This window comes from Hamadaea sp. (genome assembly GCF_013362815.1).
Classification (GTDB): Bacteria; Actinomycetota; Actinomycetes; order Mycobacteriales; family Micromonosporaceae; genus Hamadaea.
The window spans coordinates 34,452-54,608 of record NZ_JABFVK010000070.1 but is presented as its reverse complement, the minus strand read 5'-3'; the positions used below and the strand labels follow the sequence as shown (position 1 = coordinate 54,608).

The window sequence follows — 20,157 nt, the reverse complement described above, 5'->3', positions numbered from 1 at the left end:
CGGGTCACCCCCGGCTCTCGACGCGCTTCTTCAGCCCGCCCAGCGCCGCGTCCATGATCGCCTTCTCCGCCTTGCGCTTGAACATGCCCAGCACCGGCATCGTGAGGTCGACCTCCAGCGTGTAGGTCACGGTCGTCGTGCCGTCCTCGTTGTCCACGAGGTCGTACGCGCCGTTCTGCACCTTCAGCATCTTGGAGGGGTGGACCAGCCGCCACTCGATGCGGCTGAGGTCCTCGGCGTACTCGTAGAGCACGGTGTACTCGTCGGAGACGACGCCGGCATCCAGGGCGAAGGTCACCTCGGCGGCGTAGCCGTCCTCGTACTCGGTGAGGACCTCCACCCGCTTCATCGCCGGGATCCACTCCGGGTACGCCGGGAAGTCGCAGATCACCTCGGCGATCCGGCCGGGTGTGGCGTCGATCACGATCGACTGCATGGAAGAGTCGGCCATGATGAGCAGGCTACCGCCCGGCCGATTTCCATGCGGAGCAGGTAGCTTCGAGAAAGCAGAGTCGTGACGTTCCCCGGCTCACCGAAGCGAGGAGGACGCCGTGCGGGAGATGGCGGTACCGGCGGTCGTGACCATCGGCGACGGTGACAGTCTCACCGATCCCGTCTGGGTCAACGCCGACCGACATCCGGACGCCGTGCAGTTCCTTCTGGACGACCGTCAGGTGACCTGCGCCGAGTTCCGGACCGAGGTCGTGGCGCTGGCCCGGGGCCTGATCGCGGCCGGGGTCGGCCCGGGCGACCGGGTGGGCCTCATGAGCCGGACCCGCTACGAGTGGACGCTCACCGACTACGCGATCTGGTCCGTGGGCGCGGTGACCGTGCCGATCTACGAGACCTCCAGCGCCGAGCAGGTCCGCTGGATCCTCGCCGACTCCGGCGCGGTGGCCTGCGTGACCGAGTCCGCCGCGCACACCGCCACGGTGCGGGAAGCCGCGCCGCTGCTGGCCAAGCCGGGGAGGCTCTCGGTCGAGCCGCCAGGAGTGCAGTCCGTGTGGCAGATCGACGCAGGCGACCTCACCACCGTCATCGCGCGGGGAGCCGACGTCGACCCGGATGCGGTCGCGCAACGGCGGGCGGGCGTACGCGCCGACGACACCGCGACGATCATCTACACGAGTGGCACCACCGGCCGGCCGAAGGGCTGTGTGCTGAGCCACCGGAACATGCTCGCCGACATCGGCAACGCCGTTCCCGAGCTGGACATCCTGTTCCACGAAGGATCGACGACCCTGCTGTTCCTGCCGCTGGCCCACGCCTTCGCCCGGTTGCTGCAGATCGGCGCGGTCGCCGCCCGGGTGCAGACCGCGTTCGCCCCCGACGTGAAGAACCTCGTCGCCGACCTCGCCCGGGTCCGCCCGACGTTCGTGCTGGCCGTTCCCCGGGTCTTCGAGAAGGTCTACAACAGCGCCCGGCAGAAGGCGCACGGCGACGGCAAGGGCAAGATCTTCGACGCCGCCGAGGCCACCGCGATCGCGTACTCGCAGGCGTTGGAGACCGGTGGTCCCGGGGTGGGACTGCGGTTGAAGCACGCCCTCTTCGACCGCCTCGTCTACGGCAAGCTCCGGGCCGCCCTCGGTGGCCGGTGCACCGCCGCGATCTCGGGCGGTGCACCGCTCGGCGAGCGGCTGGGCCACTTCTACCGGGGCATCGGCCTGCTGGTGCTGGAGGGCTACGGGCTCACCGAGACCTCGCCCGCGATCACCTTCAACCGGGAGGGCGCGCAGAAGGTCGGCACCGTCGGCCGCCCGCTGCCCGGGGTGGCGGTCCGGATCGCCGACGACGGCGAGATCCTGGCCAAGGGCGACATCATCTTCCGCGAGTACTTCAACAACCCGGTCGCCACCACCGAGGCGATCTCCGACGGGTGGTTCCACACCGGCGACCTCGGCGAGCTCGACGACGACGGCTTCCTGCGGATCACCGGGCGGAAGAAGGAGATCCTGGTGACGGCCGGCGGCAAGAACGTCGCCCCGGCCGTGCTGGAGGACCGCGTACGCGCGCATCCGCTGATCAGCCAATGCATGGTCGTCGGCGATCAGCGTCCCTTCATCGCGGCGCTGGTGACGCTGGACGAGGAGGCGTTGCCCGACTGGCTCGCCACCCAGGGCCGGGCGGGGACGGGCCTCGCCGAGCTGCGGGACGACCCGGCGGTCCGGGCCGCGATACAGTCTGCTGTGGACGAGGCGAACAAGGCGGTCTCCAAGGCCGAGGCGATCCGCGTCTTCCGCATCCTGCCCCGTGACTTCACCGAGGCCACCGGCGAGCTGACCCCGTCCATGAAGGTCAAGCGCGCGGTCGTGATGAAGGAGTACGCCGACGAGATCGACGCCATTTACCTCCGCTGAGCGGAGTCGCTCCGAGTCCACGGCTCTCGGCGCGACGCAACAGCCCGGCGGCCGGACGGCCGGTGGGCGGGCGGCGTTTCTCGCGATGACGATGCGAGTGGCGCTGCTGGTCCTGGTCGCGGTGCTGATCCTGCTGGCCACCCGGGATCCCAAACAGCTCGTCTGGGTCGGCCTGCTGGTCGGAGCGGCCGCTGCGGTGCCCGCCAGTTCGCGCTGGCCGATCGTGGGAACCTTCGGCCGGTTCGCCGAAGTCGTCATCGTCGCCGTCGGTGCGACCGCCGTCGCCATGGCGGCCGTGGAGGCGGGGACGGTCACCGGCGGCTTCGGCGCCGGGGCGCTTCTGCCCTACCTGGCTGTCCCGTTGACGGCGGCGACTCTGAACAACCGCCCGGTCGAGGCGGCCACCCTGCTGGCGGTGACCGCGGGCACGCTCGTCGTCGCCGGTCTGGTGACCGACCTGGACGGGCGGCCGCTGCTGGCCTCGTCCGGCTACGTCATCGTCTGCGCCCAGTGGCTGGTGCTGGTCGCGCTCGGCACGGTCACCACGGGCGCGCTCCAACGGGCGGTCCTCGCCCGGCGGGAGCCGCAGCCCTATGTGGAGGCGACCCGGCTGCTGACCCAGCTCCGCACGGTCGCCCGGCAGCTGCCCGGGGCGACCCTCGACCCGGGTGGCATCGCCGAGCACCTGCTGGACGAGGCGCGTACGGTCACGAAGTCCGACCGGTCGGCCGTGCTGACCGCCAGCGGCGGCGGCCGCCTGATGGTGCTGGCCCAGGCCGGGCTCGCGCACGACGGCAGCGAGCAGCACGACTGGGAGACGATGCTCGACACCGACACCGGGATCGCCGAGGCGTGGGCCAGCCAGCTCCCGCACGTGGCGACCCGGTCGCAGGTACGCGACGCGCCCCGGGACGCCGACGTCACGGCACTCCTGATCCCCCTGGTCGCGGGCGTACGCACAGTGGGCGTGCTCGTCCTGGAACGCGACGACGCCGGCGGCTTCGCCTCCCCGGCGATCAGCCGCATCCGGCACGCGGCCGAGCAGGCGGCCCTCCGCCTCGAAGCGGCGCTCCTGTTCGACGAGGTACGCTCCCTGGCCACCAACGAGGAGCGGCAGCGGCTGGCCCGCGAGATCCACGACGGGGTGGCCCAGGAACTGGTGATCATCGGTTACGGCGTCGACAACGCGCTGGCCGGCCTCCCGGAGGAGGCCACCGAGACCGCCGACGAGCTCCGCTCACTCCGTGAGGAGATCACCCGGGTCGTCACCGAGCTGCGGCTGAGCCTGTTCGAGCTACGCAGCCAGGTCGACCGGCACGGCAACCTGACGGCCGCGATCGCCGAGTTCGCGCGGATCGTCGGCGCGTCGGCGGGGCTGCGCGTACACCTGTCTCTGGACGACTCGCCCGGCCGGCTCCCCTCGGCCATCGAGGCGGAGTTGCTGCGCATCGCGCAGGAGGCCATCACCAACGCCCGGAAGCACGCCGGGGCCAGTAATCTGTGGGTCACCTGCTCCGTGGACCCCCCGAACGCCCATATTGAAGTGTCGGACGACGGACAGGGAATCGCTGACCAGCGGGTTGACGGACGGTACGGTCTTGCGATCATGGCAGAGAGAGCGGAACGTATCCGTGGCAGGCTGGAGATCCGGCCCCGTCACCCCCATGGCACAACGGTCGCGGTGGTGTTGGGTCCGGCCGGTCGGCGCGATAGCGTGTGAGCCAGCCGTCACGACCGGCGGCCCTGAAGGGGAGAGCACCGAGCATGTCCACCAGCACCGTACCGGCGGGCCGTACCAAGGTACTACTCGTCGACGATCACGACCTCATCCGTAAAGGTTTGCGGCATGCCTTCGAGCGCGACCGCCAGTTCGAGGTCGTCGGCGAGGCGGGGACGGCGGCTGAGGCCGTCCGTCAGGCCGGTGCCCTCCAGCCCGACGTGGTGATCATGGACCTGCGGCTGCCCGACGGCAGCGGCCTGGAAGCGACCCGCGCCCTGCGCAAGGCCAGCTCCACCATGGGCATCGTCGTCCTCACCATGTATGCCGGCGACGACCAGCTGTTCGGCGCGCTGGAGGCGGGCGCCTCCGCGTTCGTCCCGAAGACTGCGCCGGCCGACGAGGTCGTGGCCGCCGCCCGGCACGCCGCCTCGGCGCCGAGCGCGTTCACCGCGGCCGACCTGGCCGAGGCGATGAAGCGCCGGCTGGCCCCGGCCGGCCCGCAGCTGAGCCCCCGCGAGGGCCAGGTGCTGCGGCTGCTCGCCGACGGCATGAGCGTCAACGGGATCGCCAAGCAGCTCTTCGTGAGCGAGTCGACGGCGAAGACCCACATCTCGAAGCTCTACGAGAAGCTGGGCGCGGCCAACCGCGCACAGGCCCTGATGACCGCTCTGCGCCTGGGTCTGCTCGAGGCCCCCGACGCGCCCAAGTTCTAGGAAGAGGCAGCCTCATACATGGGACGGCACTCCTCCACGCCCGCCGACGAGCTGGCTGTCGACTGGCGTTCTGACCGCGTCGGCTCGGCTCGCCGTGGCGAGAACCCGATGGTCATGGCGAAGGTCCCCAGCGGCTACGTCGTGTTCGGCGACACCCAGCAACTACCGGGGTACTGCGTACTGCTCTCCGACGTGGACGACGCCGACCACCTCACGGACCTGTCCGGCGACCAGCGGACGGAGTTCCTGGCGGACATGGCGCTGCTCGGTGACGCCGTCTTCGCCGTGTGCGGTGGCCGGGACCCGGCGTTCCGGCGGCTGAACTACGAGATCCTCGGCAACTCCCTGCACCACCTGCACGCGCACGTGCACGCGCGGTACGCCTGGGAGCCGGCCGAGTTCCGCAAGGGCCCGGTCTGGCGGTACGCGTACGAGGACCGGTTCGCCGAGCAGCACGATCCGCTCAGCTCCCCCGACGCGGAGGAGCTGGACGAGCTGCGCACGGCGATCACCGCCGAGATCCACCGCCTGCTCAAAGCACGCTGAGCAGCTGAGCTGATCGGTCTACGCCCGGTTCCGCCGGAGCCGGGCGTAGACCGTCAACGCCAGCGCGACCCAGACGGCTGCCTGCACGGTGTAGCCGAGCGTGCTGGTGAGCGTCAGGGAGTCCCGGCTCACCGTCTTCGCGATCGTCGTCATGGGCGGAATCAGCCAGACGAGCGGAGTCTGCGGCAGTCCCAGGACGATGGCGAGCACACTGCCGACGGCGAGCACGCCGACGCCCTTGCCGGCCGACTCGGTCACCGCCCGGCTGCTCAGCGCGCCGAGCGCCACTCCGGCCGCCAAGGCGAGCAGATGTGCCCATACGCCGATGGCAAGCTGCTGAGCCAACGGGTCGAACTGTGCCTTCACCGCGCCTGTCAGCCACGGCAGGACCAGGGAAACCCCGGTCACGACGAGTCCGGCGGCGAGCGCCGCGAGCAGGCCGGCCACCTGTTCCCGGCGAGCCGAACCGACGGCGACCAGCGCCAGCCGCCGCTGCACATCCGGGTCGCCGTCGAGGATCACCCGGGTCTGCCAGGCGTACGCCGGGAAGAGGATGAGCGCGCAGACGGCGTACGCCTCCGCCGCCTCGGCCTTGCCGCCGCCGTGGAACAGCAGCAACGCCAGGAGCACCACGATCCCCGGCGCCAGTACGCGTCCGGACTTCACGTACGCGATCAGCCGCATCCTCGCCAACGGAATCATGACCGCACCTGCGCGCGTACCCCTTGAGATTGAAGCTTTGCGATGAATGCCGTGACCTCACCGGCGGGCATGACCACCTCGACGACGCATTGTTCCTCGGGATCGGCCGCGACGGCCGTGACCGTGCCGTCGGCGACCGTCCACCGGGTCGCGCCCGGGAGCCGCGCGGTCTCGCCGCGATGGTCGCTGACCAGCACCGTCGCGCCGTTCGCCGCAGCCTCGCTGACGATGGCCGGGACCAGCGCGCGGGCCGCGGCGTCGAGACCCTCCCACGGCTCGTCGAGAATCAGCAGGCGGGGCGGCACGAGCAGGGCCTGCGCGAGCCCGACCTTCTGCGCGGTGCCCTTGGACAGCTCGCCGAGGCGCACGTCGCGGAACTGCTCGAGGCCGAGGCGCTCGATCCAGCCGGTGGCCGCCTGGGCCGCCGCCGACGCGCGCAGGCCGCGGATCTCGCCCATCGCGATCAGATAGTCGTACGCGGAGAACGGCTGGTCGGCGGGGAAACGCTCGGGCACCCAGCCCACGATCGGCGGCCGCCCGCGGACCCGGCCCTTGCCCGGCCGCAGCAGTCCGGCGGCGATCTGGAGCAGGGTGGACTTGCCCGCGCCGTTGCGGCCTTGGACGATCACGATCTCGCCGGGACGGGTCTCCAGCTGGACACCTTGGAGCACCCACGGGCCGCCGCGGTGATACCGCAGCCAGACGTCCTCGAGGAGCATCCCGGAATTCTGTCAGGCGCGCAGTGTTTCGCGCAGCCTCTGCGCCTGGAGCTCCCAGTTCCATTCACGTTCCACCCAGGACCGCCCGGCCTCGCCCATCCGGCGGGCCAGCGTGCGGTCGCTCAGCAGCTCGACCAGGCGGTCGACCAGGGTGGTGAGGTTGCCGACGACGTACCCCGTCTCGCCTTCGAGCACCGCGTCGGGTGCTCCCCCGGAGTCACCGGCGATCACGGGCAACCCGGTCGCGGAGGCCTCCAGGTAGACGATGCCGAGCCCTTCGACGTCGAGACCGCCCCACCGCGTACGGCATGGCATCGCGAACACGTCCCCGGCCGCGAAGTGGGCCGGCAACTCCGCCCATTCGACGCCGCCGGTGAAGGTCACCTCGCGCTCGACTCCGTGCTCACGGGCCAGCCGTTCCAGCGCGGCCCGATGCGGCCCACCGCTGACGATCAGCAGCGCGGCGTCGGGCACCTTCTTCAGGACGTGCGGCAACGCCCGGATGAGACTGTCCTGGCCCTTGCGCGGAACCAGCCGGGAGACGCACACGATCACCGGACGATCCCGCAGGTCATACCGCTTGCGAACCTCGGTGCCGTCCACGTCCGGGCGGTACGCGTCGACGTCGACCCCCGGCGCGAGCCGGCGCAACGAGGTGAGCGAACCGATCGCGGGTTCCAGCCGCTGCCGGAAGTACTCGCCGAGGTAGGTGATGACGTCGGAGCCCCGGGCGATCCGCTTCAACGCAGTACGTGCGCCCGGCAGCGCCGCCCAGCCCGCCTCGTGGCCGTGGGTCAGCCCGACGATCCGCTCCACCCCGGCGCTCTCCCGGAGACCCTGCGCCAGCAGGCCCAACGGGGCGGTCGCGCCGAACAGCACCCGGTCACAGCCGTTTGCGCGGGCGAGTTCCTGAGCGCGCTTGGCAACCGACCGGGTCGGCAGCAGCATTCCGGTGTCCTCGCGTACCACCTCGAACGGTTGCTCGGCGTCGAACTTCTCCTGGCCTCGCCAGGATGAGGCGTACACGACGACCTCGTCCGGCGGCAGGCGCAGCGCCAGGTTGTGGACGAACTGCTGGATGCCGCCCGGTCGTGGCGGGAAGTCGTTGGTGACCAGCAGTGTCTTCACCTACGCCAGCGTACCGGCGGGGTTTCGCGCTCGGCGCTCGGCGCTCGCCGTTCGGCGCTCGCCGTTCGGCGCTAGTGGGAGCGGGCGTAGGCCCGTGCGGCCGCGATCCGCTCCACAGTAGAGGGATGGCTGCCGAACAGCGTCTGCTCCCAGGCGGGCGGATCGGGGTCGCCGAGGTTCACCAGGGCGAGCCGCTTCTGCATCTGCTCGAACGTGCCCGGATCGCCGGTCAGCACCAGGGCGTGCTCGTCGGCTCTCGCCTCGACCGAACGGGAGACGTACGCCTGGATCGGCCCGCCGAACAGGCCCGCCACGGTGCTCAGCGCCAGCAGGAGACCGATCGAATGGGGATCGGCCAGCGACTCCACTCCCGCCCGGTGCAGCAGTCCCGTCCAGCCTCCGATGAGGAACAACGCGACCACGAGCGCTGCCGACCCGAGCGCGCCGATCAGCGTACCGGTGAGCACGTCGTTGCGTTTGGCGTGGCCGAGTTCGTGCGCCACGACGCTGACGATCTCGTCGTCGGGCGCTTCCCGCAGCAGGGTGTCGTAGACGACCACTCGCCGGGTCGGCCCCAATCCGGAGACGTACGCGTTGACCGCCCGAGTCCGCCGGGACGCGTCAGCCACGAGCACGTCCTTGACGGGAACCCCGTCAGAAGCGGCGAGCTCGACGATCCGCGTACGCAGGGCGCCATCGGCCATCGGCGTGAACTTGTTGAACACCGGCTCGACCAGCACGGGGAAGATGAACGACAGCAGCACGACCAGGCAGGCAGCGCCGGCGGCCGCCCACGCCCACCACCAATTCGGGGCAAGCCTGGTCAAGCCGTAGAACAGGAACAGGACTATCGCTCCCAGGATCGCCGTTATCGCGTACCCCTTGAGGACATCGATGGACCACGCGCCCCAGCCCTGCGTCGAAAGCCCGTAGCGCACGGAGATCCGATGGCCCACGGCCGCGAGCGGCAGCGTGACCAGGTCCGCGGCGAACAGCACGAGCAGGCCGCCGCCGACCGCCTTGACCCACCACGGTCCCGGCACGACGTTGACGAGCTTCGCGCCCAGCGGCGTCAGACCCAGCGTCAAGGCCGCGACAATCCCCAAGATCATGCTCGGGTACGCGATGAGCCGCAGTTCGGCGCGGTAACTCCTGGCCCGGGCCACTTTGTCGGCCGGCAGCTCGGCGAGGGCCGCGAGCTGGTCCGAACGGGGCGCCGGCGGCCGGTGCCACGGGATCAGCAGCGCGGCGGTCACGACGAGCCCCGCCACCAGCACGGCGAGCGTGACCCACGCCCAACCCCTCACGGTCATGCGCGCCAGCCTTTCACGCCCCGTTGATCATGAACCCAGGGTCCGGTTGGACGGCGTGTCGGAGCCCACTACTTCATGATCAACGGGCGGTCGGCGGTGCGCGATAGGGTCGCGATCATGAGTGCGAAGCTGGCTGTGGTGAGTGGCGGCGGAACGGGCATCGGAGCGGCGATCACCCGGACGCTCGCCCAGGACGGATACGAGGTGATCATCGCCGGGCGGAGGGCCGAACCGCTGGCCAAGGTGGCGGCCGAGATCGACGGAGTGACCACTGTGGTCGCCGACCTCGCCGATGCCGCCCAGGTCACGCGGGTGGCCGAGGCAGTAGCCGATCGACCGGTGGACGTCCTGGTCAACAACGCGGGCGGATTCGTCACGCCGAACGGGGATTCGCTCGCCGACGAGGCCGAGATGTGGCGGCGTGCGTACGACGTGAACGTGCTGACGGCGGTGCTGCTGACCTCAGCCCTGGAGGCGTCACTGCGCCGGCCGGGTGGCCGGGTCATCCTGCTCAGCTCGATCGCAGCCCAACGGGGAGGCGCCGGACCCTACTCGGCAGCGAAGGCGGCCCTGCACGGCTGGGTTTTCGACCTCGCCGCGCGGCTCGGCCCGGACGGGATCACCGCCAACGTCATCTCCCCCGGGTACATCGCCGAGACCGAGTTCTTCGGCACCCGGATGACCCCCGAAGGACACGCTCATCGGGTGGCGCAGACGCTGGTCGGGCGGGCCGGCGTACCGGACGACATCGCTGCCGCTGTCGGCTGGCTCGCCGGTGCGTCCGGCGGATATGTCACCGGGCAGATCATCGGGGTCAACGGCGGGTCGGTTCTGGGGCGCTGACCCCTTCCAGGTCAGGCGCATGCTTGTGTGCGGGCTCGCGCGGGTACGGGCTCGCGCGGGCGCGCTCGCGATATCCCGGGACAACGCGGTTAAACGCGCGATCAAAGCCGCGTTACCCCGGATAACGCGCCAGCCCCGACGCGCAGCTGGCACCGCAAGCCCCCGATGCGCAGCCCGCGCGCTGAGGTCCGACGCGGTAGCGGTCCGGGCTGGGCGGAAGCGCTGCGCCGCTCCGGAGTTCGTCCTAGCGTAGGGGGAACGAAGGAGGCAAGCCGTGAGCAATACCAAGAAGGCCGGGAATTCGAAGAACCACCATAAGACGGACGAAATGTCCTTCGATCTCGACCTCCGTGACCCCGCCGACGACCACGGATACGCCGGGGAGCAGGCGCGGGAGGAGTCCCGTCAGGCGGCGATGGCCGCCCGGGAGAAGTCCATGCGTACGAAGATGTCGGTCGGGCAGGCCAACACGATGCGCCTCAAGCGGGGCAACCAGCCACGCGGCGGCCGGTAGTCAGCCGCGCGCGACCCGGCGTAGCAGCGAATCCGCCGCCATGGGGTACGCACCGTGGCGGCGTACGCCGTCGGCGACCTCGCGGTCGGACGACACGACCACGAGGGGGCGGCCGGCCGGCTCGGCCCGGACCAGTCGCCGGACGAGCTCGTCGGCGGTCTCTCCCTTACGCGAGAACAGCACACGCAGCCCACGCGGATTCGGCGGAAGCCCGTGCACCTTCTCCGCACCGTCGAACACCACGGTCACTTCGGCGCGCGTCTGCGCCGCGAGCGCGCCCAACGCCGTGATCAGCCGCGTACGCTGCTGCTCCAGCGACATGTCGGGGTAACCGCGTTTGGTCACGTTGTACCCGTCGACGATCAGGTGCACCTTCGGCAAGGCGAGCAGCTGATCGAGGCGGCCGGGGTCGTCCTGGCTCTGGGCGCGGGCGGACGGGCCCGCGTCGGCCGGGCGGTCGGCGTACTGCTCCGCCGTCGCGTCGGCCGGCAGGATGGTCGCCGGATCGAGGGCCAGTTCGCGGCGCAGCCCGACGGCGGCCTGCCCGATCGTCTCCAACAGCAGCCACAGACGGGCTTCGTCGACGGCGCGCTGCTGCCGGGCGTCCTGCCGGGCAGTGGACGTCGACGCCTCGGCCTCGGCCAGTTTGGCGCGCAACCGACGCAGTTCGGCGTCGTGGTCGGCGGTGTTCTTGGCCAGCCGCCCCCGTTCGGCCGCGAGCGAATCGGTCGCCTTCTTCAACGCTGCCTGCGCTTCCCGGAGCGCCTTCGCGTTGCCGCGGAACTCCTCGCGTACGGCGCTGAGCTCCTGGTGGGCCTTGGCGAGCTCGTCGCGCAGCTTCTCCACCTCGACGCGGGCGACCGCTCGATCGTGTTCGGCCCGCTGGGCCCGCGACTCGGCGGCCTGCAGCAGCTCCCCGACGGCTGCGCTCTCGGCCTCTAGGCGTACCGCATGCTCAGCGGCCTCGAGCAGGTCGCGCCAGCCGGCCGGACGCGCGAGATAAGCCAACGCGGCGACCTCGACCGGGTCGGCCGCGGCCGGCGAGACTCCCTCGACCACGGCGGCGCCCAGGTCGCCGGCCTCGGTGACCACGCGCTGGCTGACCCGCTGGCGGAAGATCGGGTCGGCGGTGAGGTGAGCCGCGATGACCGGGCCGCCCATCCGGGCGCGACGGTTGGGGGCGAACTTGGCGACCTTGCGGAGCGGCACGGACAACTCGTCCTGCGGTATGCCCGCGAGCACCGCGGCCGTGAGGGTGATCACCCGCTGACGCACCGGCTCCGGGAGAATCGGCTCCGGCTGAAAGTCCAGGTCATCGCCGATTTCGTCGGGCACGCCGGAGCGGCCGCCCGCAGGGTGGCTGGTCAGCTCCGGATCCGACATCTCTCCAGTCTCCCACCTCGGCGGGCCGCACGACGAGGCATCTTCTGTCACACCCGCCCCTTATGGTGCGCTGCGTGCCGTCCGGACTCCCCCGTGCCGACCTGTCGGGTCGGTCGAACCGCGCGATCCCCGAGCAGCTCACCGTCGACCTTATCCTCGATGATCCGTTCGCGCAGGACCTCGTACACACCACCTTCGTCGTCCTCGACCTGGAGACGACCGGCGGGAGCCCGCACGACGGCGACGGGATCACCGAGGTCGGCGCGGTGAAGGTCCGCGGTGGCGAGGAGCTCGGGCGGTTCGCCACATTGGTCAATCCGGGTCATCCCATTCCACCGTTCATCACCGTGCTGACCGGCATCACGACGGCGATGGTCACCCCGGCGCCGAAGATCGAGGCGGTGCTGCCCGGGTTGCTGGAGTTCCTGCGGGAGTCGGTGGTCGTCGCGCACAACGCCCCCTATGACGTCGGCTTCCTCAAGGCGGCCTGCACGCGGCACGGATACACCTGGCCGAATCCGCGGGTGCTCGACACCGCCGCGCTCGCCCGCCGGGTCCTGATCCGCGACGAGGTGCCCAACCGCAAGCTGGGGACGCTGGCGGCGTACCTGCGGACCGAGCATCAGCCCAACCACCGGGCGTTCGACGACGCACTGGCCACGGTGGACGTCCTGCACGCCTTGATCGGCCGGCTGGGCAGCTTCGAAGTACGCACCCTCGGCGACGCCATCGAGTTCACGAAGGCGGTCACCCCGACGCAACGGGCCAAACGCGGACTGGCCGACGGACTGCCCCATGCCCCCGGCGTCTACATATTCCGGGCCGCCGACGACCGGCCGCTCTACGTCGGCACCTCCGGCGACATCGCCACCCGCGTACGCACGTATTTCACCGCCGCCGAGAAGCGCGCCCGGATGTCGGAGATGATCCACATCGCGCAGCGAGTGGACGCGGTCGTCTGCGCGCACGCGCTCGAAGCCCAGGTACGCGAACTGCGCCTCATCGCCGCGCACGCGCCGCCCTACAACCGGCGGTCGAAGTTCCCGGACCGGGCGTGGTGGGTGCGGTTGACCGACGAGCCGTTCCCCCGGTTGTCCGTCGTACGCGAACCGGGCGGCGGCGGGGCGAGCCTGGGCCCGTTCGCCGGACGGCAGGCGGCGCAGGCCGCGGTGGACGCCTGCCACGAGGCGCTGCCGCTGCGGCAGTGCACCACGAAGCTGTCGGCCCGCAAGCCGTCGGCCACCTGTGCGCTGGCCGAACTCGGCCGCTGCCCGGCGCCCTGTGAACTGCGCATCGACCCGGACGACTACGGCAAGGTCGCGGCCGATCCGTTCGCCACTTCGGTGGCCGGCGATCCGAGTCCGGTGGTCGACCGGCTGATGACGCGGTTGAAGGTGCTGGCCGACGCTCAGCGGTTCGAGGAGGCGGCGGCGTTGCGGGGACGGCTGGCCGCGTTCCTGCGAGCGGTCATCCGCATGCAGCGGCTTTCGGCGGTGACCCGGATCGGCGAGCTGGTCGGAGCCCGGCGAGACGCCAAGGGCGGCTGGGAGATCGCGATCGTCCGGCACGGACGGCTCGCCGGGGCGATCACTGCTCCGGTCGGGACCCATCCGCGGATCAGCTTGGAGACCGCCCGGTTGACCGCCGAGACCGTACGCCCCGCGGCCGAGGGCCCGATCCCGTGCGCGACGGCCGAGGAGACCGAACGGATCCTCGATTGGCTGGAGCGACCGGAGACTCGGCTCGTCGAGGTCTCCGCCGACTGGGCGTCACCAATTGGTGGCGCAGCGCGACTGAAACCCCTGTTAGCGAGGCTCGACGCCGCTTCCATGACACGGATCGTGAACGAAAGCCCATGAGGTATTGACCGAAAGTCCGACACGTTCGTTACTAGTCTTAAGGAACGAGGAACACCGTCCGCCAAAAGGGAGGTGTCCATTATGGATGTCAATGCCACCCTGGGCACCACGCCGCTGTCCGGCCGGGTGCGTTCCTGGTTCGCGGCCCCGGACCGGTTGGGCCGGCCCGTGCCGAGCATCAGCCCGATGGCCGCGCTCGTGCGCGCGCACCGGCAGGTGCATCCCGGCGCGGACACCACGGTCGTGCGGAAGGCGTACGTGACCGCCAAGCGGGCGCACGAGGGCCAGTTCCGCAAGAGCGGCGAGCCCTACGTCACGCATCCGGTGGCGGTGGCCCAGATCCTGGCCGACCTCGGGATGGACACGACGACGCTCGTCGCCGCCCTCCTGCACGACACGGTCGAGGACACGCCCTACACCTTGGAACTGCTCCGCGAGGACTTCGGTGACGAGGTGGCCCACCTCGTCGACGGCGTGACCAAGTTCGACAAGGGCCACTTCGGAGCGATCGCCGAGGCCGAGACGATCCGGAAGATGATGGTGGCCGCCCGCCGCGACGTGCGGGTCCTGGTCATCAAACTGGCCGACCGCCTCCACAACATGCGGACGCTCGACGCCCGCTCCCCCGCTTCTCGCGCCCGCATCGCGGGCGCGACGCGTGAGGTGCTCGTCCCGCTCTGCGACCGGCTCGGCATCCAGGTCCTCAAGCGGGAGCTGGAGGACGTCGTCCTCGAATACCTGGAGCCGGACACCTTCGCCGAGATCGACAAGGTCGTCCAGGAGCGTCCGCTCTGGAAGGACTTCCTGGACCACATGATCCTGACGACCGAGCACGCGTTGCGGGCCGACGAGGTGCGGGCCGACGTCCAGCCCCGTCATCGGCACCATTACACGATCTGGCGCGACACCCGCGCGGTCGGGCACAACGTCAAGCCGCTGGACATGCCCCGCATCGTCGTCCTCGTCGACGGCCCCGACACCGAGTGCTACACCGCGTTGGGGGCGATCCACCGGACTTTCCGCCCGGTCCCGGGCCGGTTCAAGGACTACATAGCGTCGCCGAAGAACAACCTCTACCGCTCTCTGCATACGACCGTGCTCGGCCCGGACAGCCGTCCGGTGGAGGTGCTCATCCGCACCCAGCAGATGCACCGCGACGTGGAATACGGCATCATCGCGCGCTTCCGGTTCCCCCCGAACCGGGTGCTCTCCGACAAGGTCAGCGCCTCGATCGGGCAGGCACTGACCAGCGCGCCCGTCGTCGCGCTCGGCAAGCGGCTGCCCGACGCGCTGCGCCGGCCGCTCGCCGGGGCGCTCGGCAAGCTCACCGGCGACGCCCAGGACGCTCGGGCCGCCGCCGCGGAGGCGGCCGAGACCGCCGATCTCGAGTGGCTGCGCCGCGTACTGGATCTGGAGCAGGACACCTCGAACGCGGCGCACTTCGTCCGATCGCTGCGCAGCGACCTCGCGGAGACGCAGATCCAGGTCATCGCCCGGGGACGGACGGTCGTGCTGCCCAGCGACTCGACGCCGGTCGACGTCGCGTACGAGTTCGGGCCGGCGGTCGGCGACCGCATCCTGTCCGTCGCGGTGAACGGCGAGATGGCGGCCCTGTCGACCGCATTGGTGGACGGCGACGTCGTCGAGATCATCGAAGCCGCGCCCGGGCAGCCGTGCGGCCCGTTCGAGGACTGGCTCAGCTTCGCCAAGTCCCCGAAGGCCCGTGTCCATCTACGCCGGCGCTTCCGGTCCTACTCGGCCGACGACGTGCCGTCGGGCACGATCACCGATCGGATCGCCATCGGCCGGGCCGCGCTCGGGCTCGCGCTGCGCCGCCGATCGCGCGGGCTCGCCGACGACGAGTGGCTCGTCAAGCTGGCCGAACAACTCGACTACCCCGACCTCGACACGATGCTGGTGACCATCGCCGAGCACCGGATGAGCGCCGACAGTGCCGTCGACAAGCTCATCCAGCTCGTGGATCACGGTCCCACCGGCTGAGTCGCGGGCATGGCATTCGCTACAGTCTCCAGGTGAGCCCACGCCGTTCCGCCTTGCGTACCCGGCTGACCGCGATCGGCTACGGGATCTTCTACCGGCTGCCACACAAGACCCGGCTGCGACTCGTACGCCTCGCGACCCCGAAGTACACGATCGGCGCGGTCGTCCTCATCTTCGACGTCGGCACCGATCCGGACGGCCCGGCCCGGCGCGTCTTGTTGCTGCGGCAGCCGCCCGGGCGCGGCTGGACCTTGCCGGCCGGGCTGCTCAACCGAGGTGAGACTCCCCTGCAAGGAGCCCTCCGGGAAGCCGCCGAGGAAACCGGCATCGAGTTCGAGCCGGATCAGCTGAGCCCGGCCAAGCCGAACGCGCTCGTGCACACCAACGGGCGCTGGGTCGACACGGTGTTCACCGCCCGGGTCGACGCCGACCAGGTCGAACTCTCGGTCGACGGAGCCGAGGTCTGGGAGGCGGCCTGGCATGCGCTCGACGACCTGCCGAAGCTCACCGTCGCGACCGGACGTCTCCTGGGCACCTACGGCCTTGGCCCAGACGCTCCCGCCTCCCAGTCCAGCCATGGCTGAGCTGGCGGCGATCGTCCTGGCCGCGGGCGAAGGCAGCCGCCTTCGTCCACTCACGACGCTGCTTCCCAAGGCGTTGTGCCCGGTCGGCAACGTGCCGATGATCGACCGCGCGCTCGCTCTGCTCGACGAGATCGGGCTCAGCGGTCCCGATCGGGTCGCGGTCAACGCCTGCTGGCTGGGCGATCAGGTCGCCGAGCACGTCGGCGACCGCGCGCACGTGAGCGTCGAGAAGGAGCTGCTCGGTAGCGCCGGGAGCGTCGGCCACCTGCGCAACTGGGTCGACGGCCGGCCGGTCCTGGTGATGAACGCCGACGCCTACTTCTCCGCCGACGTCACGATCTCCGCGCTGGTCACCGACTGGGACGGCGAGCGCCTGCGGATGCTCGGCCAGCGCCACGTCGGCGGCGAGGGCGAGTTCGGGGCCTATGACTTCGCGGGCATGTCGCTGCTTCCGGCCGCGACGGCGGCGTCCCTGCCCGCGGATCATGGAGATCTGGTACGCCTGGCGTGGCGCCCCGCCGAGGCGACGGGAACGCTGGACGTGATCCGGTTGCACGGGCTCTACCTGGACTGCGGCACTCCCCGGAGCTACCTGCACGCGAATCTGCTCGAGGTCGAGGAGAGCCTGATCGCACCAGACGCGGTCGTCACCGGTGACGTCCGGCGGAGTGTGATCGGCGCGGGGGCGAACGTCCGCGGCGACGTCCGCGACAGCGTGGTCTGGCCGGGGTCGGACGTCGCCGAAGGCGAGCACCTGAGCCGGGCCGTACGCGCGCGGAACCTGACCGTGCGAGTAGAGTCACGCTCGTGATCACCGCGATTGTTCTCGTCGATTGTGCCACCGACTCGATTCCCGAGGTCGCCACGTCGCTGGCCGATCTGCCCGGGGTGAGCGAGGTCTACTCGGTGGCGGGCAGCGTCGATCTGATCGCCGTCGTCCGCGTGAAGGAGTTCGAGCAGATCGCCGAGGTCATCGCCGGCGGCATCTCGAAGACTCCCGGTGTGGTCAACACCGACACGCACATCGCGTTCCGGGCGTACTCACGGCACGACCTCGAGGAGACCTTCTCGATCGGCTTCCCCGCCTGACACCGCCAGGGCTACCCGCCGGTAACATATGACGGCTAGGCTGGTCGGCATGCAGTTGTTCCTCGACCGTGGTGCCGACCGCCTCTCGGTGGACGTCACGCCCGCGGCCGACCCGCAAGCTCCGTTCTTCGCCGTCTTCCCGGCGATGGGGGTTCCCGCGCGCTACTACGGTCAGCTGGTCGAGCGCCTGAGCGCCGACGGCAGTGGCGTGGCCGTCGCCGACCTGCGGGGCACCGGCGACAGCCTCCCGAAGGCCACCCGTGCCGCCCGGTACGCGATGACCGACCTCGCCGACGATGTGGGAGCCGTCCTGGCCGCGACGGCCGAGCTGCGGGCGGGACGGCGTACGTTCCTGCTCGGGCACTCACTGGGCGGCCATGCCTGCGTCATCCACCTCGCCCGGTGCGCGCCGGAGCACCCGGTCGACGGATTGATCCTGATCGCCTCCGGTCTGCCGCACTGGCGCTTGTTCGGGTCGCGCTCGCTCGGCGTACTGGGGTTCGCCGAGGGCATCCGCGGAATCAGCGCGCTGCTCGGTCATTGGCCCGGCTGGGGATTCGGCGGCCGGCAGTCACGCGGCGTCATCCAGGACTGGGCGCACACCGCACGGCGAGGCGAGTTCGCGACCCGGTTGGGCGTCGCCGACCGGCTCGGTGACATCGGCGTACCGGTGCTGGCGATCAGCGTCGACACCGATCAGTACACTCCCCCGCCCACGATCGAGCTGCTCGCCGGCAAGCTCACCGGCGCAAAGGTGACCCGGGTCCACGTGAGCGCGGCCGAGGCGGGCGCTCCGCTCGACCATTTCCGGTGGGCCAAGTCGCCGGGAGCGGTCGTCGAACGGATCACCGCCTGGCTTCCGGCGTACGTTTAGGGCGAGCGGGTTTCAGCGTTCATCCACCGGCCGCGACGATTCGCTGGACAGTGGAATCATGAACAGTCACGTGGCGGCACTCGCCGACCGGACCATGCCGTGGTGGACGCGGGTACGCGACCTCGCCCGCTCGATGTGATGCCCGGCCGCAAGGAGATCCGCCCGCCGCAGGTCGTCAAGTTCCACCCTCGGGTCGACGACGATCTCCTGACCGGCTTCGATGGCGAGCACCAGCCCGGTGAGCTACGGGGCTTCTTCGCGATAACGATCGCGGTGTCCCTGCTCGCCTGGGATGTGGCGTTCGCTTTGGGCGCGTACCACACGGTGTTCTACTACCGCCTGCTCGAGATCTTCGTGCTGTCAGCGGTGCTACTGCTGGGAGCGCTCGCGTTGCGCCGACACCTTTCGGTCCATCCGTGGATGCTCGCGATTCTCGCGCTGCCGGTGATCTGGCTTGCCTGGCGGCTGATCGTTCCGGTCGGTGGCCGATGGGCCAGGACATATCGAGTAATCGACATCTGTCTCATCGCTCTCATCATGGTCACGCTGCCGGTGACCCTATGGGCGGTGGCCCGGATTCTGGCCCCGGACTACTTCGCGCTGTCGACACTTCGGCTCCGCTTGGTCAGCGTGGCGATCGTCGTCGTGGTGGGAATCGCCGGGTTCCTCACCGGGCAGTTCAACAATCACGTGGTCACCTGCCAGGACTTCGTGGTGGCAGGCGACGATCAGCCCGGCAACTGCCGCGTACGCCCGACGACGTCACCGCGGCCGTGACAATCGGGGCTCGCGCACGCGGCATCCGAGCGGGGCACGTCAGAGCACCGCGATGGGGTTGACCGGTGAGCCAGTGGCTTCCGGAAGGCGCAGCGGAGCGATGACGCACAGAAACGTCCACCGGTTCTCGCGCTCGCACACCGGCAGCAAGTCGTCGAACCGGAGATAGTCGAGCAGGTGTATGCCGAGCGCGTTGACCGCCAACACGTGCACCGGATAGCCGACTCCCGTGGCCGGGGCGGTGTCGTTGTTTCCGTCACTGCCCAGCACCGCCACCTGACGCTCGGCCAAGAACTCCAGAGCCGTGGGATGGAGGCCGGACCGGGCGGACGCTGCGTCCCAGGCTCCGACACTGGCACGGCGTCGCCGATGACCCACGTGCACGAACAGCAGATCGCCCGGTCCCACCCGGAGCCCTTGGGCCTGCTCCGCCGCGCCGAGATCTTGCACTGTCACGTGTTCGCCGGGCTCCAGCCACGAAACTCCGTGCAGACGCGGAATGTCGAGCAGCACACCCCGCCCGACGATTCCGTTTCGGGCGACGTCGATGGACAGCGACGGTGAGCCATCCGGCTCGGTGGCCCCCGCCGGCACGTCGTTGTACATCTCGCCGTCGTAGATGACGTGGCAGAGGGCATCGATGTGGCTGTCGGCGTCGCCGTGAATGTTCATCGCCATCCGGTCGTACGCGAAATGCAGACCCGGCGCCCCCCGGTGCTCTCCGGGCGAACTGATCATGTCGTGGACGGCCGGGTGAGGATTGTCCACAGCGACGTCCGTCGTCACAGCCGCTGCCATCGAGATCGGCAGGCCCAGCCGGACCTCGGTCAGGGCGGCGAGAAGCCGTGGCGTGGTGATGTGATTGAGTGCTCCGCGTCGATCGGCTGTGCCCCAGTGCACGGTATTCTTCAGCCGCGCATAGAGCTCGCGGAACTGCTGAGAATCGAGATTCGGCAACTCCGCTCGCGCGTTCGTCGTCATATCGGCTCCGCCCCGTGAGTCGGCCCGGCGTTCCGGCCGACAACCTCCATCAAA

The 20,157-nt window shown here is 70.3% G+C and carries 20 protein-coding genes; 13 read left to right on the top strand and 7 right to left on the bottom strand.

Annotated elements, in window-relative coordinates; genetic code table 11:
- Positions 1-4: 4 nt before the first annotated feature.
- The gene (locus HOV77_RS28365) at positions 5-451 is read right to left on the bottom strand and encodes an SRPBCC family protein (protein ID WP_290867119.1); all 447 of its coding nucleotides are present in this window, start codon (positions 449-451) and stop codon (positions 5-7) included.
- A gap of 100 nt (positions 452-551) precedes the next feature.
- Here HOV77_RS28365 and HOV77_RS28360 point away from each other — a divergent pair, with 100 nt between their 5' ends.
- The 4 genes from HOV77_RS28360 to HOV77_RS28345 all read left to right on the top strand — a co-directional run bounded on the left by HOV77_RS28360 (position 552) and on the right by HOV77_RS28345 (position 5,336).
- On the top strand, positions 552-2,357 hold the full coding sequence (locus tag HOV77_RS28360) for an AMP-dependent synthetase/ligase (RefSeq protein ID WP_290867117.1): 1,806 nt from the start codon (positions 552-554) through the stop codon (positions 2,355-2,357).
- Between the two features lie 85 nt (positions 2,358-2,442).
- Positions 2,443-4,077 (top strand): GAF domain-containing sensor histidine kinase, encoded by a 1,635-nt coding sequence (locus HOV77_RS28355; protein ID WP_290867114.1) that lies wholly within the window; start codon positions 2,443-2,445, stop codon positions 4,075-4,077.
- Between the two features lie 44 nt (positions 4,078-4,121).
- Positions 4,122-4,790 carry a response regulator transcription factor gene (locus tag HOV77_RS28350; RefSeq protein ID WP_253761516.1) on the top strand — a complete coding sequence of 223 codons (669 nt, stop codon included), beginning with the start codon at positions 4,122-4,124 and terminating at the stop codon, positions 4,788-4,790.
- An 18-nt stretch (positions 4,791-4,808) separates the two neighbouring features.
- Complete coding sequence (locus tag HOV77_RS28345) at positions 4,809-5,336, top strand: diadenosine tetraphosphate hydrolase (RefSeq protein WP_290867110.1); 528 nt, start codon at positions 4,809-4,811, stop codon at positions 5,334-5,336.
- Positions 5,337-5,354: 18 nt separating this feature from the next.
- Here HOV77_RS28345 and HOV77_RS28340 read toward each other — a convergent pair whose 3' ends face one another.
- The 4 genes from HOV77_RS28340 to HOV77_RS28325 all read right to left on the bottom strand — a co-directional run bounded on the left by HOV77_RS28340 (position 5,355) and on the right by HOV77_RS28325 (position 9,198).
- Entirely contained in the window at positions 5,355-6,038 is a 684-nt protein-coding gene (locus HOV77_RS28340) for a hypothetical protein (RefSeq protein WP_290867107.1), read from the bottom strand.
- Positions 6,035-6,757 (bottom strand): ABC transporter ATP-binding protein, encoded by a 723-nt coding sequence (locus HOV77_RS28335; protein ID WP_290867105.1) that lies wholly within the window; start codon positions 6,755-6,757, stop codon positions 6,035-6,037. Before HOV77_RS28335 ends, HOV77_RS28340 begins: the two co-directional genes overlap by 4 nt.
- Before the next feature lie 12 nt (positions 6,758-6,769).
- The gene (locus HOV77_RS28330; RefSeq protein ID WP_290867102.1) at positions 6,770-7,885 is read right to left on the bottom strand and encodes a glycosyltransferase family 4 protein; all 1,116 of its coding nucleotides are present in this window, start codon (positions 7,883-7,885) and stop codon (positions 6,770-6,772) included.
- A 71-nt stretch (positions 7,886-7,956) separates the two neighbouring features.
- Positions 7,957-9,198 (bottom strand): M48 family metallopeptidase, encoded by a 1,242-nt coding sequence (locus tag HOV77_RS28325; RefSeq protein WP_290867099.1) that lies wholly within the window; start codon positions 9,196-9,198, stop codon positions 7,957-7,959.
- 117 nt (positions 9,199-9,315) lie between these two features.
- Here HOV77_RS28325 and HOV77_RS28320 point away from each other — a divergent pair, with 117 nt between their 5' ends.
- Positions 9,316-10,041 (top strand): SDR family oxidoreductase, encoded by a 726-nt coding sequence (locus HOV77_RS28320; protein WP_290867096.1) that lies wholly within the window; start codon positions 9,316-9,318, stop codon positions 10,039-10,041.
- A 274-nt stretch (positions 10,042-10,315) separates the two neighbouring features.
- A complete protein-coding gene (locus tag HOV77_RS28315; protein ID WP_290867093.1) occupies positions 10,316-10,555 on the top strand; it encodes a hypothetical protein in 240 nt (79 codons plus the stop codon).
- Here the strand turns inward: HOV77_RS28315 and HOV77_RS28310 are convergent, their stop codons facing one another.
- On the bottom strand, positions 10,556-11,938 hold the full coding sequence (locus HOV77_RS28310; protein WP_290867090.1) for an NYN domain-containing protein: 1,383 nt from the start codon (positions 11,936-11,938) through the stop codon (positions 10,556-10,558).
- Positions 11,939-12,012: 74 nt separating this feature from the next.
- Here HOV77_RS28310 and HOV77_RS28305 point away from each other — a divergent pair, with 74 nt between their 5' ends.
- The 7 genes from HOV77_RS28305 to HOV77_RS28275 all read left to right on the top strand — a co-directional run bounded on the left by HOV77_RS28305 (position 12,013) and on the right by HOV77_RS28275 (position 19,122).
- On the top strand, positions 12,013-13,797 hold the full coding sequence (locus HOV77_RS28305) for a DEDD exonuclease domain-containing protein (RefSeq protein WP_290867087.1): 1,785 nt from the start codon (positions 12,013-12,015) through the stop codon (positions 13,795-13,797).
- Between the two features lie 81 nt (positions 13,798-13,878).
- A complete protein-coding gene (locus HOV77_RS28300; protein ID WP_290867084.1) occupies positions 13,879-15,798 on the top strand; it encodes an HD domain-containing protein in 1,920 nt (639 codons plus the stop codon).
- A 32-nt stretch (positions 15,799-15,830) separates the two neighbouring features.
- On the top strand, positions 15,831-16,382 hold the full coding sequence (locus HOV77_RS28295; RefSeq protein ID WP_290867081.1) for an NUDIX domain-containing protein: 552 nt from the start codon (positions 15,831-15,833) through the stop codon (positions 16,380-16,382).
- The gene (locus HOV77_RS28290) at positions 16,375-17,193 is read left to right on the top strand and encodes an NTP transferase domain-containing protein (RefSeq protein WP_290867078.1); all 819 of its coding nucleotides are present in this window, start codon (positions 16,375-16,377) and stop codon (positions 17,191-17,193) included. Before HOV77_RS28295 ends, HOV77_RS28290 begins: the two co-directional genes overlap by 8 nt.
- A complete protein-coding gene (locus HOV77_RS28285) occupies positions 17,190-17,471 on the top strand; it encodes an Lrp/AsnC ligand binding domain-containing protein (protein WP_290867076.1) in 282 nt (93 codons plus the stop codon). The genes HOV77_RS28290 and HOV77_RS28285 overlap by 4 nt, the downstream gene beginning before the upstream one ends.
- Before the next feature lie 49 nt (positions 17,472-17,520).
- Positions 17,521-18,345, top strand: coding sequence for an alpha/beta fold hydrolase (locus HOV77_RS28280; protein WP_290867073.1), 825 nt, complete (start codon positions 17,521-17,523; stop codon positions 18,343-18,345).
- A gap of 102 nt (positions 18,346-18,447) precedes the next feature.
- Positions 18,448-19,122, top strand: a complete 675-nt coding sequence (locus HOV77_RS28275) for a hypothetical protein (protein WP_290867070.1) — start codon at positions 18,448-18,450, stop codon at positions 19,120-19,122.
- Positions 19,123-19,161: 39 nt separating this feature from the next.
- Here the strand turns inward: HOV77_RS28275 and HOV77_RS28270 are convergent, their stop codons facing one another.
- The gene (locus HOV77_RS28270) at positions 19,162-20,103 is read right to left on the bottom strand and encodes a cyclase family protein (protein ID WP_290867067.1); all 942 of its coding nucleotides are present in this window, start codon (positions 20,101-20,103) and stop codon (positions 19,162-19,164) included.
- Positions 20,104-20,157 lie beyond the last annotated feature (54 nt).

Bases quoted from the DNA above. Each gene is read 5' to 3' on its own strand.
- HOV77_RS28280 (WP_290867073.1), top strand. From the start codon at position 17,521: ATGCAGTTGTTCCTCGACCGTGGTGCCGACCGCCTCTCGGTGGACGTC.
- HOV77_RS28355 (WP_290867114.1), top strand. From the start codon at position 2,443: ATGACGATGCGAGTGGCGCTGCTGGTCCTGGTCGCGGTGCTGATCCTG.
- HOV77_RS28325 (WP_290867099.1), bottom strand. From the start codon at position 9,198: ATGACCGTGAGGGGTTGGGCGTGGGTCACGCTCGCCGTGCTGGTGGCG.
- HOV77_RS28365 (WP_290867119.1), bottom strand. From the start codon at position 451: ATGGCCGACTCTTCCATGCAGTCGATCGTGATCGACGCCACACCCGGC.
- HOV77_RS28335 (WP_290867105.1), bottom strand. From the start codon at position 6,757: ATGCTCCTCGAGGACGTCTGGCTGCGGTATCACCGCGGCGGCCCGTGG.
- HOV77_RS28290 (WP_290867078.1), top strand. From the start codon at position 16,375: ATGGCTGAGCTGGCGGCGATCGTCCTGGCCGCGGGCGAAGGCAGCCGC.
- HOV77_RS28310 (WP_290867090.1), bottom strand. From the start codon at position 11,938: ATGTCGGATCCGGAGCTGACCAGCCACCCTGCGGGCGGCCGCTCCGGC.
- HOV77_RS28320 (WP_290867096.1), top strand. From the start codon at position 9,316: ATGAGTGCGAAGCTGGCTGTGGTGAGTGGCGGCGGAACGGGCATCGGA.
- HOV77_RS28270 (WP_290867067.1), bottom strand. From the start codon at position 20,103: ATGACGACGAACGCGCGAGCGGAGTTGCCGAATCTCGATTCTCAGCAG.
- HOV77_RS28340 (WP_290867107.1), bottom strand. From the start codon at position 6,038: ATGATTCCGTTGGCGAGGATGCGGCTGATCGCGTACGTGAAGTCCGGA.
- HOV77_RS28345 (WP_290867110.1), top strand. From the start codon at position 4,809: ATGGGACGGCACTCCTCCACGCCCGCCGACGAGCTGGCTGTCGACTGG.
- HOV77_RS28300 (WP_290867084.1), top strand. From the start codon at position 13,879: ATGGATGTCAATGCCACCCTGGGCACCACGCCGCTGTCCGGCCGGGTG.
- HOV77_RS28350 (WP_253761516.1), top strand. From the start codon at position 4,122: ATGTCCACCAGCACCGTACCGGCGGGCCGTACCAAGGTACTACTCGTC.